The sequence below is a fragment of the Methylobacterium sp. Leaf361 genome (assembly GCF_001424445.1).
GTDB lineage: Bacteria > Pseudomonadota > Alphaproteobacteria > Rhizobiales > Beijerinckiaceae > Methylobacterium.
Genome location: NZ_LMPY01000012.1, coordinates 1 through 14,743, shown reverse-complemented (window position 1 = coordinate 14,743; position 14,743 = coordinate 1). Strand labels below are relative to the sequence as shown.

Genomic DNA, 14,743 nt, shown 5'->3' with positions numbered 1-14,743 from the left:
ATGGCCGGACCCCGCTTCAGCGGCACGCTCGTCGAGGATGATGCGGCGCCGGCCCCGGCCGGTCCGCGGTTCTCGGGCACGCTCGTCGAGGACGATGCCCCGGCGGCCGGCTTGCCCGGCGATGCCACTGCCGCGATCGGCCGCGGGCTGGTCGACGGCGTTCCCGTTGTCGGCCCGTACCTGCTCGGCGGGCTGAACCGGGTGGCGGCGGGTGTCCGCGCGCTGAAGAACGACAGCCGGTACAGCGACGAGCTGAAGGCGGTCGAGGACTTCGGGCAGCGGACCGCGTCCGAGCACCCCTATGCCAGCGGTGCCGGTGAAATCCTCGGCGGCGTGCTCGGCTCGGCGCCTCTGGTCGCCGCTGCTCCGGCTGCGTTCGGCGCCTCTGGCGCCGCTCTGCCGGCCCGAATGGTGGCATCTGGCTTCTCCGGTGCAGCGCTGGGCGGTGCCGATGCGGCCGTCCGTTCGGGGGGTGATGTCGGCGCCATTGAGTTCGGGGCAGGTCTCGGCGCGGGTCTCGGCGCGGCTGGCCCTGCGGCTGGCCGTCTCGCCGGCAAGGTGGTTTCTGCCGTCACCGGTGGCGGTCGCGGCCAGGGTGTCGTGCGCGAGGCGCTGGAAGGTCTCGACGAGAAGGACCTGGAAGCCGCGCAGCATCTGATCCGGCAGGCGCGGGATCTCCCTGGCGGCGGCGTGCCGCTGTCCCTCGACGAGGCGCTGAACGCCGCGACCGGCGGCCGCGCGGTGCGCGCGTCGCAGCTCGCGCGGGTAGTGGCCAATTCCGGCGGCGATGGCGGCCGCGTCATGAACGAGTTCTATGCGGCACGCCCGGCCGCGATTGACAACGTGGGTCGTGAGGCCTTCGAGCGTCTCGCCCCGATCCCGGAGGCGCCCTCCACACTCGGCCCTCAGATCCAAGAAGCCGCCCGCGCCGGCGTCTCGCAGACTCCGGAGGGGATGGCTTTCTCGGCGGCGCGCACGGCTGCCGGACCGCGGGTGACGCCCGAGCAGGCAGGCCAGACGATCCAGGGCGAGCTCTCCGGGATCCGCGGCGGCCTTGAGGCGACGCGGAAGACGGCGAGCGACCCGTTGTACGAGGCCGCGCGTAACGCTCCGGAGCGCGCCGGCATCGAGCGGATGATCACCGTCGAGCGCCCGGGCGACCCCATTGTGACCCCGCAGGCCTACTCGCGCCCGCAGTTCACCGACGCGGCGCCGCGCCCGATGGAGGCCTTCGTGCGTCCGGAGGCCGAGGCCGCCGCAGCCGGGCCGGAGAGCCTCGCGCGCTTCATCGCGCGCAACGGCGGCATCCGCCTCGACGGCGACGCCGCGGCGACGGATCTCCAGCGCTTCAACATCCCGGGCCACGGCAACGTCGCCCGCCCGACCGGCAAGGGGATCGACGACTTCTGGCGCGAGCGGCTGATCGAGGAGGGGTACTTCCGGCCCGACGCCGACGGCGGCATGGCGCGGGACATCTCGTCCGAGCTCCTGCGCAAGCTCCAGAACGAGCAGCGCGGCTTCCCCTCGTACCCGCTCGGCACGGCCCGGGGCGTGGGCGGCGCGCCGACCGCGGGCCAGCTCGCCGATGATTACAGCCAGGCGGTGTCGCTGGCGAACAGCCGACTCCGCGAGGATCTCGGCAAGGTCGGCATCGACGCGAACACCCTGCATCCTGACGTCCGCGAACGCGTGATCGGTTCGCTGGTGCGCGGCCAGCACGCCGACCCGCTCGACGCCTACGAGGCCGTCGTCGGTGCGATGCGCGAGCCGCCAACGCCGCTCGTGAGGTCGACGACCATCCAGGAGCAGATCCCGGATGTGCGGTTCGGGCAGGTGAACCCGCAACCTGGCATCGCCGCGATCGACGGACTGTTGCAGACGGCGAAGGGGGATGTGCGCTCTGGCCTACAGGCCGCGCGCCGCAACCTGTTCGAGGGGGCGAATCCGGACGGACAGATCGACATGACCGTGGCGGGCAATCTCCGCGCCCGCGAGCGGCTCGACCAGGACGTTCGGACCGCGATCGAGAACGGGGACGGTACGAAGGTCCGCGACCTGACGATCGCGCGTCAGGGCATCGACCGTGGGCTCAAGGAAGTGCCCGAGGTGGCGGCGGCCGACGAGGTGTTCGCACGCCATTCCGTGCCGCTTGAGCCCTACACCCAGCCGAACGCGCCGCTCGGGCGCGCCACGGATCGGTTCGAGACACCGGCCGGCGACGGCCCGTTCCGGATGCCGGCCGAACAGGTGCCCGGCACCTTCACGGGCGCGACCGCCGCCCGCGAGTTGCTCGCGCAGCCTGCGCCTCTCTCGCGCGAGGCCCTGGAGCGGTATGTGACGACCCAGATCCTGGACCGTGCGGCCGGCGCCGAGGGCAACCTGTCCGCTGAGGCGATGCGCACCGCGATGCGCAAGCATGCCGACGTCCTGGATCAGCTCCCGGGCGCTCGCGATCGTCTCTCGAACATCGTGCTGGCTCGCGAAGGCCTCGCGCGGGTCGAGGCCTCGCCGCTCGGCCAGCTCGCGCGGTCACCCGATGTCGGCAACGCCGTGCGGACGCTGTTCAACCCGAACCCGGCGCCCGGCAGCCACACCGAGGTGGCCGCCGCCATGCAAGCGCTGGCGGCCAATCGCCCGCAGCAGGCGCGCGAGCTGTCGCGGACCTACCTCGAGACCGTGTTCAACGAAGCGACGCAGCAGACCAAGGGCCTCGCCTCGCAGTACGGCGGCGCGGGCTTCGCGTCCGCGATCCGGGGTAACGCCCAGCAGCGGCACAACCTCGAAGCCGTGATGCGCGCCCTGCCTGAGGGCGAGACCCGGTGGGCCGCGCTCGACAAGCTGCTCACCACCCTGGAGGCGACCGGCTATCGCCCGAATAAGGGCAGCGACACGGCCTTCAACGCCGCGATCCAGGAGCGTCTCAAGAACGGGACCCCGGTGGCGGCGGCGATCTCGGATGCCGTGACCGGCGCGGCGGCGGGCGGAACGGCCGCGGGGCCGCTCGGCGCGGCGGCCGGCGGCCTGGTCGGCGTCCGCAGAGCTGCTGCCAACGCCCTCGGCGATCGATCCCGGGATCTGAACAACGCGGCCATCGCCCGCATCTTCACCGATCCGCAGGCGGTGCCGGATCTCCGGGCGCTGGCGAAGTCGGCGCCGGGCAGCAAGAACGCGGAGCTGTTCACCCATCGGCTCCTGACGCTCGCGAATGGCGGATCCGGTCCGCTCAGGCAGTCAGCGGCGGCGCGGTAGAAGCCGCTTCATCCGACCGGCCCTGTCGCGGGGCCAAAAGCCAAAGGCCCCGCACAGGACGAGGAAACCGGTCAGGAGGACGCCGTGTGCAGTGTGGCCCACGGTCTCGTCCATCCACGCGGTGAACCCTGGAATCGTGGCGTGTAGCCCAGCTGTCAGCACCGCTCGCACGGCGAGCATGATGCCGACGAACAGGACGATCGCGAGCAGGATCTGGAGCCAGCGGGGCATCAATCCTCGTCTTCGGCCATTGTGCCTTTCCGGCTCTCTTCGTCGTAACCCTTTTCCCAAGCGTCATGCTCTTCCGGCTGCGCATCGGACGAGTAGGGGTTTGCTGGTCGGTTGTGTCCGTCGGGCTGGAACGCGCGCATGCCTCGGAGCTCCGCCTCAACTACCGATGACGATTTAGGAGGCATACTCGAACCCTTGAACGGTGATGTGGTGTAGCGCGCTCCGCAGGGTAGCACGATGGCAAGCCGTTCCAGCTATGGCGCCGCCGCCACAGTCTCGCCGCATTGTGCTACGGGTCAGATGATCGCCCACACGGCCAGCGCGAAGCCTACGCACGCCGTAACGTGGAGGGCGAATTGGAGCCAGCGGGGCATGGTGGGAGGGTAGCAGGGGAGCCAGATGCAAGGAAAGTCCATACCCCTTGCATCTGTGTTATGACGCGGCATGCCTGACGTAGCGCTCTCAAACGGCCCCTCGCCTACGCCCACCCCCGAGATGGTTGCGGCGGGTGTTGAAGTCTTGGCACGCGCCCGGCTCGACATGGAGACGTATGGCGAAATCGTCGAAGAGATATTCTTCGCTATGATGTCCACGGGTTCTCGTAGCTGCTTCTCGGAATGCCCTCCATTAGGCGAGCAAAATCCTCAGGCGTCGAGCCGACAGGATCCATGCCGTGCAGATTGAAATACAGCGCGTGATAGTACAAAAATATACTGTTGGAGTAGACGGCTCTGGAAAGTGATATGGTAGCTTTCTTCCCAGTCTTTTCCTCCCAATTTTGCCGCAGATAGATACTGGTCTCGTACATAAATAATTTTTTGCAGTCTTCAGCAATTGGTTTTGTTTCAAAAGTTGCGGGATGCAAACTGTGCGCAAAAGCGTTCCTTATGCTGTTCATCAACATTAAGTCGTCGTAGGCCGTAAAATCTATATATTGGAACGCAAAAGCAACCCTTAGTTGGTTTGCGAACCCGGCAATGATTCCGTTTCTCCCGCCGTCGAATAAGAATCCATCGTCGTCTGGCGTTAGGGCGCGGCATTTTGAGCGGATTAATCGCTCCAGCATTTTGTGGACATAAGAGCAGCTTCTGACTGCAAAGGAGGCGTCGTTATCGTCGTCGTACTGCGCAACTAAGCTATTTATTTCGGTATCGCTTGGCAGTTGCTTGAGAAGTGCTTTAGATGCTGCTCGCTTTCGCTCTGGGTAGGGTGGGGTGTTGGCGGATTTTGCGCGGCTTGGTTCGCCCGCTGATTTCGGCATAAACTTTCTCATCCATCGGTAGCTTCGCACCTCCGAGGATGACGGGGCCGGGTCGCTGTCGCAAGCGCCCGGCCCACCCCTTGACCCGACGGGCGAACTGCCCGAAACAGCCACTGTCGCGAGCGCCATGCGCCCGACCCTGCAAGGCCCGCCATCGCGCGGGCCTTTTGCGTTTCAGGACCTCCCGACATGCCGACTGCCGCAGACCGCGACGCGCTGATCGCCAGCGCGCAGCGCATCGGCGCGGACCCGCTCGACCTTGCGACCGTGATGTCGTTCGAGAGCGGGTTCAGCCCTTCGATCCGGGGCGGCTCGGGCAATCGGCACATCGGCCTGATCCAGTTCGGGCCGACCGAACAGCAGCAGTACGGCGCGAGCCAGGACCAGAGCTTCGCCGACCAGCTCCCGGCCGTCGAGCGCTACCTGACCGACCGTGGCTTCAAGCCCGGCATGGGGATGCTCGACCTCTACTCCACGGTGAACGCCGGCTCGCCCGGGCTATACAACCGGAGCGACACGGCGAACGGCGGCACGCCCGGTACCGTCGCCGATAAGGTCAACAGCCAGATGGCCGGCCACCGCGCGAAGGCCGCGGCCTTTCTCGGCGGCGCGTTCTCGCCCGGCTCGGCCTCGCCCAACGGCGCGTTCGGCCTCGCTGGTCCGACCGTGTCCGGCACGCCCAATTCGGTGACCCCGGCGGGCGGCGCCGCGATGCAGTCGCCCGAGGCGGATCGCACCCTCCAGGTCGCCTCGCTGCTCCGGACGCTCACCGCCGCCGATGCGCCGGCCGCCTCCCCGGTGGCGCAGGCCGCCGCGGCGCCCGCCCCTGCCGCGGCTCAGATGCAGCCGGCCCGCCGGCAGGCGCCCGGCTTCGACGCGCAGCGCTTCTTCGCGCTGCTGCCCGGCGCCAAGACCCGCTAACTCAAGGACGGCCCTATGCCCGGCGCCATCAACTGGGACGAGGCGCCCTCGGGCAACGACGTCTCGGATCCCCCGATCATCTTCAACGAGGGGCAGCCGGCCAAGACCATCAACGACGCCATGCGCGCGCTGATGGCGTCCATGAAGCTCTGGATGCTCGACAACTCGGGTGTGAACCAGGCCTACGGGTCGGACGCCTACACGGTTCTCACCCGGCAGGGCGTGTCGGCGAAAGCGGCGTCCCAGGCGCACACGCTCAAGTTCCGGACCACGACGACCAACCTCAACCCGTGCACGCTGAACGCCGACGGCAACACGGCGGTGCCGTGGCTGCGCTCGGACGGGACGCAGTTCGGGCCCGGCGACATCGGGCAGAACGTCGTCTGGTCGGTGGTCTATGACCCCGACGCGAAGGTCTACCGCACCCTGTCGCCAACCACGGAATCGGCCGGGAAGATCGCCGCGTTCGGCGGCCCCAACGTCCCCTCCGGCTGGGAGATCTGCGACGGCCGTCCGGTCTCGCGCGCCTCGTACGCCGCGCTGTTCGCCACGATCAGCAGCCTGTGGGGCGTCGGCGACGGATTCCAGACCTTCAACCTGCCGGATCTGCGGGGGCGCTCCCTGTTCGGCGCCAACCGCGGGTTGAACCTGCTCACCTCAGCCGGCGGCCTCGTCGGCTCGCTCGGCACGCTGGGCGGGGCCGAGACAGTGGCGATGCTGGCGACGCAGATGCCGCGGCACATGCACACCTCGACCATGTCGCCGGCCGGGCGCTTCGCGCCGAACATCCAGTCTGCCGGCACGCACAACCACGGCGGCACCAATGTCGACGGGGCTCACGACCACACCGGCTCGACGAACCTGACCGGGAACCACGCCCACACCGGCACCACCGACATCAGCGGCGATCACGCCCACGTCGTCCAGTACGGCTACGGCTTGGTCAGCACCGCGACGCCGAACAACGCGCAGGTCGTCACCGGCATCAATCTGGGCTCGCAGGGCAACGGCCAGACCACCCAGAGCGGGCCGCACTCGCACACCTTCACGACGGGCGCGACCGGCAACCACGCGCACAGCTTCGCGACCGATCCGGGCGGCACCCACAGCCACGGCATCCAGCTCGACGGCGGCCACATCCACACGATCGATCCGACCCCGGACCACGTGCACACGCTGGTGATCGACACGGCCGGCTCGGGCGACCCGCACCCGAACGTGCCGCCGGGCGCCGTGGTGACCTGGGCCATCAAGACCTGAGGACCCGATGAGCGCTTTCGACTGGTCCACCAACGCGGGGCTCAACGCCATCGCGGACAAAGCCATGCTCGTACCGGACGGCGTCTCGGCGCGCGTCTACGCGAGCCTCGTGCGCGGCCTCATGGCGGCCGTGGCCCAGTTCATCGCCGACACGTCGGGCGCGCTCGTCTCGGTCGGGCTGGGCGACCTCTACGCGGTGAACACCTTCTCCGGGCTCAAGCCCCGACCCGGGACGATGATCGCCTTCTGGGCGCACCGGACGAACGAGGCCGAGCCGTCCCTGATGGTCGACGGCTACGGGCCTGTGGCCTTCCTGGCAGCCGACGGCGGCGAGCTCGCGCCCGGTGCGGTCGTGAAGGGCCAGCTCCAGATGGTGGTCTGGGACGAGGCCGTGTCGCCCGAGAAGCCGGCGTGGCGGAAGATCAATCCGGCCGCGACCGACCTCCAGGTGATGAACGCCCAGACCGCTATGGAGGCGCTCGCCGCGCTCCTGCCGAAGGAGGCGCCGGACGGGGCCGGGAAGCTCTGGTACTCGAACGGCACCTTCCAAGTCACGACCGGGGCGCAGTCGTGAGCGTCTTCGACTGGTCGACGCGCCCGGCCGCCAACGCTGTCGCGGATGCCGGCGTACCGGCGCTCGACGGCGCCTCGGCGCGCGAGCTGCCGGGCCTCGTCCGCGACCTGATGGCGGCCTTCGCCAGCTACGTCGGCGATCAGGGCGGCGCCATCCAGACCGGCGGCATCTTCAACGCCTACGTCGCGCGCACCGCCTCGGGCGTCCGCGCGCTCCGTCCCGGTATCGCGGTCCTCGTGCAGGCCGATCGGGACAACACCGACGCGCCGACGCTGAACGTCGACGGGACCGGTGCCCGGCCGTGGCTCGACCTGGATGGCAGCGCGCCGCCCTACGGGGCCGTGCGCGCCGGTGCCTTCTATCTCGCCATCGCGTCCGGCCCGGGCTGGGTCAGCGACTTCGGCGGCTTCGCGCGAAGCGATGCCGAGGATGCGGCGTTCACCGCGGCCCTGATCTTCGGCGGCAACTGACCATGAAGCAGATCGACCTCACCGGCGTGGTGCTCGACCCCGCCGCGGGCACGCTCGATTTCTCGGGCGCGAACATCGACCCGCGCACCGTGCTGGCGGTCCTGCACGAACCGACGAACCAGTTCATCTACGCGGTCGGGCGCCGCGGGCTGGGCCGGAAGGGGATCAACGGCCAGGTCCTGACGCTGGTCTTCGCGACCGCGGCGCTTTCGGCCGGCCCGATCACGGGCTTCCGCGACGATGGTGTCGACGTCGCGACCGATGCCCGCCTCGAGGCCTGCCGGGTGCTCCTCGCCACCGGCAGCGCGACGCTCTCGAACATGGCCACCGGCCTCGGCACCCCCTCCGACGCGGCGCCGGGCTCGGATGCCGGGGCGGGCTCGCTGATCGCCAAGGTGACGCGGCTCCTGCTGACGCAGAGCGGCATCGCATCCGTCCTCGCCGCTGTCCGCGATCGGCTTCCGGCCGCCCTTGCTAACGGCCGGCTCGTGGTTGATGGATCAGGCGTCGTCCAGCCGGTCACGGTCGGCAACTTCCCGGCGACGCAGCCCGTCTCCGGGACGGTCAACCTGGGGGCCGGCGCCGCGCAGATCGGCACCATCGGGAACGCATTCGCGCTCGACGCGACGGCGCAGGCCGGGAACACCAGCACGGCGGCGATCGCCGCGGCGACCGGTACCGTCGCAGACGCAGCGACCGCCTCAGGGGCGAGCACCTCCGTAATCGGCGCTCTCCGGGCCATCAGGGATCGCCTGCTCGGAACCCTGACCGTTTCCGGCACGGTCACGGCGGCGCAGGGCGCGGCCGGCGCGACGGCCTGGAAGACCGATGGCTCGGGGGTGACGCAGCCCATCAGCGCCGCGAGCCTGCCGCTTCCGGCCGGCGCGGCGACGGCCGCAAACCAGACCACCGGCAACGCATCCCTGTCGTCGATCGACGGGAAGTTCTCGGCATCGGGGACGCAAACCAAGGCCGCGTCACGCTCGGTCACGCCTGCCTCCGATCTGGCGAACATCGAGCCCGCCGGTGCGCCGATCACGGGCACCGCCATGCCGGCCGGCGGCGCGGGCCTGACCGGTTGGCTCTCGGCGATCTGGCGGCAGCTCGCGGCCCGCGCCATGGTCTACGCCGATGCCACCGCGGTCGCGGTGGCGGCGAACGGCACGTCGGGCGGCGCCCCGCGCGACAGCCAGAGCGGCGGTCTCGTGCCCTGGACGCGGTTCAACGCGACCTTCCAGTCGAACCAAGCCGGGACGGCGGTCATCTATGGATCGAATGACGGCTCGACGCTCGTGACCCTGTACAATCAGGCCATGACGGCGAACACGGTCTATCAAACGTCGATGATCGTGAACTTCCGATATTACTACGCCTCGATCGTCAACGGCCCGAACGCGGCGACTGTCAATGTCTCCACGGGCTTCACCACCAACTGACCGATCCGCGTCGGGGATTACCGCATGTTTCATCGCATGATCGCCGCGGCCCTCTCTGCGGTGCCGCTCTCCGGTTCGGCCCTCGCGTACGACGCGACGAGGGCGTCCCGGTACATGTCGCCGGACATGTACCGACCGAACGTGGACGGCGTCATTTTCCGTGGCACGGGCTCAAGTGGCCCCATCGGGAGGACGAGCGCCGATCCGGATGCGTCTCTTCCGCCGGGGCGGGTTGGTCGCTCGGTCTTCGAGGCGCTGCAAGGGACGACGTTCTACCTGCGGCCCTTCCTCNAGACACCGGCGCTCAGATCATTTTCCGTGGCACGGGCTCAAGTGGCCCCATCGGGAGGACGAGCGCCGATCCGGATGCGTCTCTTCCGCCGGGGCGGGTTGGTCGCTCGGTCTTCGAGGCGCTGCAAGGGACGACGTTCTACCTGCGGCCCTTCCTCGTTAAGCCGGATGGCACGACRGACACAGCCTGCGCTTCCGATCAGCTCGCCAACATCAACGCGGCCATACTGGCGGCGCCGGCCGGGGCTGAGYTGGCCCTGCCGCCCGGCTGCATCGCGGTCAGCGGGACGATCCAGCTCAACGGGCGCAGGCTGCGCGGCGTGGGGCGCGCGCTCGCTGCTACGGAACTGCGGTACACCAACAACTCCGGTCCGGCCGTCAAAAGACACAGCCTGCGCTTCCGATCAGCTCGCCAACATCAACGCGGCCATACTGGCGGCGCCGGCCGGGGCTGAGTTGGCCCTGCCGCCCGGCTGCATCGCGGTCAGCGGGACGATCCAGCTCAACGGGCGCAGGCTGCGCGGCGTGGGGCGCGCGCTCGCTGCTACGGAACTGCGGTACACCAACAACTCCGGTCCGGCCGTCAAGATGATGGGCGACGCCGCGGCAGTGTCCGGGATATTCTTCAAGAACAAGGATCTCAACGGGAACGCCATCACGGCCACAACCGCCGTTGCAGTCCAGATGGCGGACGGTATCTCAAATCCGCGCGGGCAGATGGTCGAGCGGATCAAGGCCGAGGGATTCCAAGACCAGATCGATATCCAGTCCGGCGAGTTCTGGACCGCGGACAACCTCGATCTGCACAACGCGGCCCGGTACGCGATGCGTGTCCGCAATGGCTTCCACGCGGACAGCGGCGATGGCGTGATCGCCAATTCCGTCCTCTACGCGGACGGTCCGATCGGAGACACGGCGATCCGGCAGGAGAGCGGGGGCGGCCTGCGCTTGGTCGGCGTCAAGACGCTCCAGTTCAACCGCAGCTTCGTGCTGGCCATCGCGGACGGCGGCGGCACCTCGAACCTGATGATCGACGGGTCCAACTCCTTCGAGAACCCACGCTCGAGCGAGGCGATCAAGCTCGGGCGCATCGAGGGCGGCACCACCGGCAAGGTCGGAAACATCAGCATCGAGGCGCAGGTCACGGGTTCGATCGGCGTCTATCCCGGCGTCGAGAACGTGCGGCTCGCACCGATCACCCGCGATACCAACTACGGCATCATCATCGCCGGSGGCGACAACATCAGCGTGCTGCCGGGGACGAGCCTGCTCCGCATCCTGCAGCAGGGTGTCGTGATCCAGGATCCGGCCACCAACGTCCGGATCGACGACTTCCTCTGCGCCGGTTGCAAAACCAAGGTCGCGGACCAGCGCGTGACCGGCGCTGGTCGCATCGCCATCGCGGAGCAGCGGCCGATCAGCCTGCCGACCCCCGCCAGCTCCGCCGCATTCGTGCCGTTCTACGAGATCGCGCTGGCGCCCTATCGGGGCCTGCGTCTCAGCGTCGAGGTCGAGGGGCGTGCCGTTCTACGAGATCGCGCTGGCGCCCTATCGGGGCCTGCGTCTCAGCGTCGAGGTCGAGGGGCTGATGCAGAATGTCGGCGCGGTGAACTCCGTGGCTGACGTGCTGCTGATCCACAACGGCACGACCGTCACCGCGCCGACCCCCGTGGCGGCGCAGAAAGACGCCGGTGCCGCTCCGGTCGAACTCCAGTTCGATACCACGACCACGCCCGGGGCCGTGCGTGTCGGAGCTCGGGTCCCGGCGACCTACAGCGGCGGATCGCTGGCCGGTTCGATCACCCTCAAGGTCGATGGCCGGATCGCCTCCTTCAAGGAACTACCGTGAGCCATGGCCGGGCAGCCTCCTAAGCTCCCCTGCTAAGCTCTCTTCTCAGGACCCCGTCATGCTCCTGCGCTTCCCGGCGCGGGCCGCCCTCGCGTGCCTCGTGCTCGCGGGATCGGCCCCGTGCGCCCTGGCCGAGACCGCCTCCTGAAACGGCTCCGGCCACCGCACGGCGAACGGCGAGCGGTTCTCACCCGACGGCCTGACCGCTCCGCACCGCATCCTCGCCTTCGGCACGCGGGCGCGGATCCGCGGCGCCCGGTCGGTGGTGCGGATCGACGACCGCGGCTCCTTTGTCGCCGGCCGAGCGATCAACCTCTCGCGCGGCGCGGTGCGGCCCGGACCATCGGCCTGCCGGGCGTCGGCCGCGTCCACCTCGCCATCCTCGGCTGACTCGGATCGGCCGCACCGGCGAGCACGTCGCGTTGCGCTCGTTGGAGGTCTACGCCGCCGTCGGCCGCCGCTTGGCCGAGGGAGGCCGGCCATGACGGGGCGGCTGGATCTGAACCACGCCGGGTTTCCCGGAGGCCCCAACTCTTGCGAGGATGGGGCTATGACGAAGCGAACCCCATCGTTTCCCCCTGAGGTCCGCGAGCGTGCGGTGCGGATGGTGCTGGAGCATCAGGGCGAGCACGACTCTCAGTACGGCGCGATCCGCTCGATTGCGGCCAAGATCGGCTGCTCGGGCGAGACGCTGCGCAACTGGGTGCGACAGGCCGAGCGCGACAATGGCGTTCGGGCCGGGCCGACTACGGATGCGCGCGAGCGGATCAGGGCCCTGGAGCGGGAGGTGCGCGAACTCCGGCAGGCCAATGAGATCCTGAGAAGGGCATCGGCGTATTTTGCCCAGGCGGAGCTCGACCGCCGGTTCCGGTCATGATCGCGATCACTCGACGATCATCGCGCGCCCTACTGGGTCGAGCCGATCTGCAGGGTGCTGCCGATCGCCCCGTCGACGTACCACGCCCATGCCGCGCGGCGGGCCGATCCGGAGCGGCTACCGGCCCGGGCCAAGCGCGACGCGGTGCTCTCGGCCGAGATCCGGCGCGTGCACGCGGCCAATTTCGGCGTCAGCGGCTTCCGGAAGGTCTGGCGGCAGCTCGCCCGCGAGGGGATCGCGGCGGCGCGCTGCACGGTGGCCCGGCTGATGCGGGCGATGGGCCTGGCCGGTGTCGTCCGCGGGCGCAGGGTCCGCACCACCGTTCCCGATCCGGCGGCGGCCTGCCCCCGCGACCGGGTCAATCGACAGTTCAGGGCCGAGGGGCCGAACCGGCCATGGATGGCGGATCTCACCGACATCGCCACCTGGGGCGGCTTCGTCTATGCGGCCTACGTGATCGACGACTTCGCCGGCCGTATCGTGGGCTGGCGCGTGTCGCGCACTGCCCGGGCGGACTTCGTGCTCGATGCCCTGGAGCAGGCGCTACACGAGCGCCGCCCCTTCGCTGGCGGCGGCCTCCCGCCATTCCGACCGTGGGTCGCAATACACGTCGCTGGCCTTCGGCGGTCGCTGCCGCGAAGCGGGCGTGTGGCCCTCCATGGGCTCGGTGGGCGACGCCTACGACTGTGAGAAGGTGNTCGCAATACACGTCGCTGGCCTTCGGCGGTCGCTGCCGCGAAGCGGGCGTGTGGCCCTCCATGGGCTCGGTGGGCGACGCCTACGACTGTGAGAAGGTGCGTGCAGCCTGGGAGGCCTGACCCGTGCTTACGATTGACCGCGTGTCATGGCGTTGATCTGTCGGCCCTCCAGGCTGCACCCAGGGCGTCACGAGACGTGACCTGATAGGAGCTTGAGGGAGTGCCGTCCCGTCACAGTCCTGTCCGCTCGCAGATCGCCTTCGGGTTCTACCGACCTGGAGGACCTGTATGCACGCTATCACACCGGACGCCGTCGTCATCGGCGTCGACACGCACAAGGATGTCCACGTCGCCGTCGCGATCAACGGATTGGGCGCACGGCTTGCCACCGCATCATTCCCGGTGACCAGCGCGGGGTATCGCGAGCTGGCAGCCTGGGCCGCCGAACTCGGTATCGTGCATGCCTTCGGCATCGAGGGAACCGGCTCCTACGGTGCCGGCCTCACGCGGGCCCTGATTGCCATGGGCTTGCGCGTCATCGAAGTTGGTCGGGTCAACCGGCAGCTCCGCCGCCGCCATGGCAAGACCGATACCGTCGATGCCGAGTCGGCGGCACGGGCCGCTCTGGCCGGTGAGGCTACCGACGAGCCCAAGCTCGGCGATGGGGCCGTCGAGATGATCCGTCACCTCAAGATTGCCCGCGATACCGCGCTGAAGGCGCGAACCCAGGCGATGGTCACGCTCAAAACGCTGCTGGTCAATGCACCACAGGAGCTCCGCGAGCGGTTCATCGGCATCACCGGCAAGATGACGCTCATCCGCGCGATCGCCGCGTTGCGGCCGGGAGCGCCGGTGTCCACTACCGCGTCCGCCAAGGTGGCGCTTCGCGCACTGGCCAATCGGTGGCTGGTGCTGGATGCCGAGATCAAGGAGCACGACGCCGTCCTCGAACAGTTGGTGCGTGCCCAGGCCCCAGCGCTGATGGAAGCGCCTGGCGTGTCGACCGGCACCATCGCCGAGATGCTCGTCGTTCTGGGCGACAATCCCCAGCGGATCCGGTCGGAAGCCGCATTCGCAAAACTCTGCGGCGTGTGCCCGGTGCCGGCATCGAGCGGAAAGACCAGCCGCCATCGTCTGAACCGCGGTGGTAATCGCCGGGCGAACGCCGCCTTGTACCGCGTCGCTGTGGTCCGGATGCGGTATCATCGGCCGACTCGGGAATACATCCAGCGCCGAACCAACGAAGGCAAGTCGCCTCGCGAGATCCGCCGATGCTTGAAGCGCTACATCGCCCGAGAAATCTACCGTCATCTTTGTACCGGGGGAGCTCCAGTGCGCGACGCAAAAACTGCTTGACCGCTATAGGAGCATCAATGCCCCGGCCGAGACGATCATCGGCCTGTTCAAGGCCGAGGTGATCCATCGGCGCGGGCCATGGCGAGGCTTCGAGGTCGTCGAGTACGCCACCCTCGAATGGGTCGATTGGTTCAACCACCGCCGACTGCTCGAACCCATCGGCCACATCCCTCCCGCCGAGGCGGAAGCGCGCTACTATGCCCAGGCCGAGGTCCAAACCTTGCAGCCTGACCCAAACCAAAAAGCCTCCGAGATACTCGGCGCAGTTCA

General features: G+C 68.9%; 12 protein-coding genes, 3 pseudogenes and 1 other annotated feature. Of the genes and pseudogenes, 12 read left to right on the top strand and 3 right to left on the bottom strand.

Going from position 1 to position 14,743, the window contains the following annotated elements; translation table 11 throughout:
• Complete coding sequence (locus ASG32_RS09505) at positions 1-3,249, top strand: hypothetical protein (RefSeq protein ID WP_056525033.1); 3,249 nt, start codon at positions 1-3, stop codon at positions 3,247-3,249.
• On the opposite strand, the gene ASG32_RS09500 is transcribed toward ASG32_RS09505, so the two are convergent.
• From ASG32_RS09500 to ASG32_RS33755, 3 genes are all read right to left on the bottom strand, one after another.
• Positions 3,232-3,480: a hypothetical protein gene (locus tag ASG32_RS09500; RefSeq protein WP_056525030.1), complete on the bottom strand. Its 249-nt coding sequence runs from the start codon at positions 3,478-3,480 to the stop codon at positions 3,232-3,234. The two genes, ASG32_RS09505 and ASG32_RS09500, sit on opposite strands and share 18 nt — an antisense overlap.
• Positions 3,480-3,620, bottom strand: a complete 141-nt coding sequence (locus ASG32_RS33760) for a hypothetical protein (protein ID WP_157861930.1) — start codon at positions 3,618-3,620, stop codon at positions 3,480-3,482. The genes ASG32_RS09500 and ASG32_RS33760 overlap by 1 nt, the downstream gene beginning before the upstream one ends.
• Before the next feature lie 440 nt (positions 3,621-4,060).
• On the bottom strand, positions 4,061-4,741 hold the full coding sequence (locus ASG32_RS33755; RefSeq protein WP_157861929.1) for a hypothetical protein: 681 nt from the start codon (positions 4,739-4,741) through the stop codon (positions 4,061-4,063).
• A gap of 189 nt (positions 4,742-4,930) precedes the next feature.
• Between ASG32_RS33755 and ASG32_RS09495 the strand changes: the two genes are divergently transcribed.
• The 11 genes and pseudogenes from ASG32_RS09495 to ASG32_RS32335 form a co-directional block, all read left to right on the top strand.
• Positions 4,931-5,662: a hypothetical protein gene (locus ASG32_RS09495; protein WP_056525027.1), complete on the top strand. Its 732-nt coding sequence runs from the start codon at positions 4,931-4,933 to the stop codon at positions 5,660-5,662.
• Positions 5,663-5,677: 15 nt separating this feature from the next.
• Positions 5,678-6,922, top strand: a complete 1,245-nt coding sequence (locus tag ASG32_RS09490) for a tail fiber protein (RefSeq protein WP_056525024.1) — start codon at positions 5,678-5,680, stop codon at positions 6,920-6,922.
• A 7-nt stretch (positions 6,923-6,929) separates the two neighbouring features.
• The gene (locus ASG32_RS09485; protein WP_056525021.1) at positions 6,930-7,496 is read left to right on the top strand and encodes a hypothetical protein; all 567 of its coding nucleotides are present in this window, start codon (positions 6,930-6,932) and stop codon (positions 7,494-7,496) included.
• Positions 7,493-7,966 carry a hypothetical protein gene (locus ASG32_RS09480; RefSeq protein ID WP_056525018.1) on the top strand — a complete coding sequence of 158 codons (474 nt, stop codon included), beginning with the start codon at positions 7,493-7,495 and terminating at the stop codon, positions 7,964-7,966. Before ASG32_RS09485 ends, ASG32_RS09480 begins: the two co-directional genes overlap by 4 nt.
• A gap of 2 nt (positions 7,967-7,968) precedes the next feature.
• Positions 7,969-9,402 carry a hypothetical protein gene (locus ASG32_RS09475; protein ID WP_056525015.1) on the top strand — a complete coding sequence of 478 codons (1,434 nt, stop codon included), beginning with the start codon at positions 7,969-7,971 and terminating at the stop codon, positions 9,400-9,402.
• A gap of 747 nt (positions 9,403-10,149) precedes the next feature.
• Positions 10,150-11,316: a hypothetical protein gene (locus tag ASG32_RS09465; protein ID WP_056525009.1), complete on the top strand. Its 1,167-nt coding sequence runs from the start codon at positions 10,150-10,152 to the stop codon at positions 11,314-11,316.
• Positions 11,282-11,542 (top strand): hypothetical protein, encoded by a 261-nt coding sequence (locus tag ASG32_RS09460; protein ID WP_056525006.1) that lies wholly within the window; start codon positions 11,282-11,284, stop codon positions 11,540-11,542. Before ASG32_RS09465 ends, ASG32_RS09460 begins: the two co-directional genes overlap by 35 nt.
• Before the next feature lie 58 nt (positions 11,543-11,600).
• Positions 11,601-11,932 (top strand): annotated as a pseudogene (locus ASG32_RS32345) (septal ring lytic transglycosylase RlpA family protein).
• Positions 11,933-12,092: 160 nt separating this feature from the next.
• Positions 12,093-13,116: pseudogene (locus ASG32_RS32340) on the top strand (IS3 family transposase); the annotation flags it as partial.
• Positions 12,374-12,491, top strand: a sequence feature (AL1L pseudoknot). Its footprint overlaps the pseudogene before it by 118 nt.
• 289 nt (positions 13,117-13,405) lie before the next feature.
• The gene (locus tag ASG32_RS09440; protein WP_056524995.1) at positions 13,406-14,473 is read left to right on the top strand and encodes an IS110 family transposase; all 1,068 of its coding nucleotides are present in this window, start codon (positions 13,406-13,408) and stop codon (positions 14,471-14,473) included.
• A gap of 16 nt (positions 14,474-14,489) precedes the next feature.
• Positions 14,490-14,743, top strand: a pseudogene (locus ASG32_RS32335) (hypothetical protein); the annotation flags it as partial.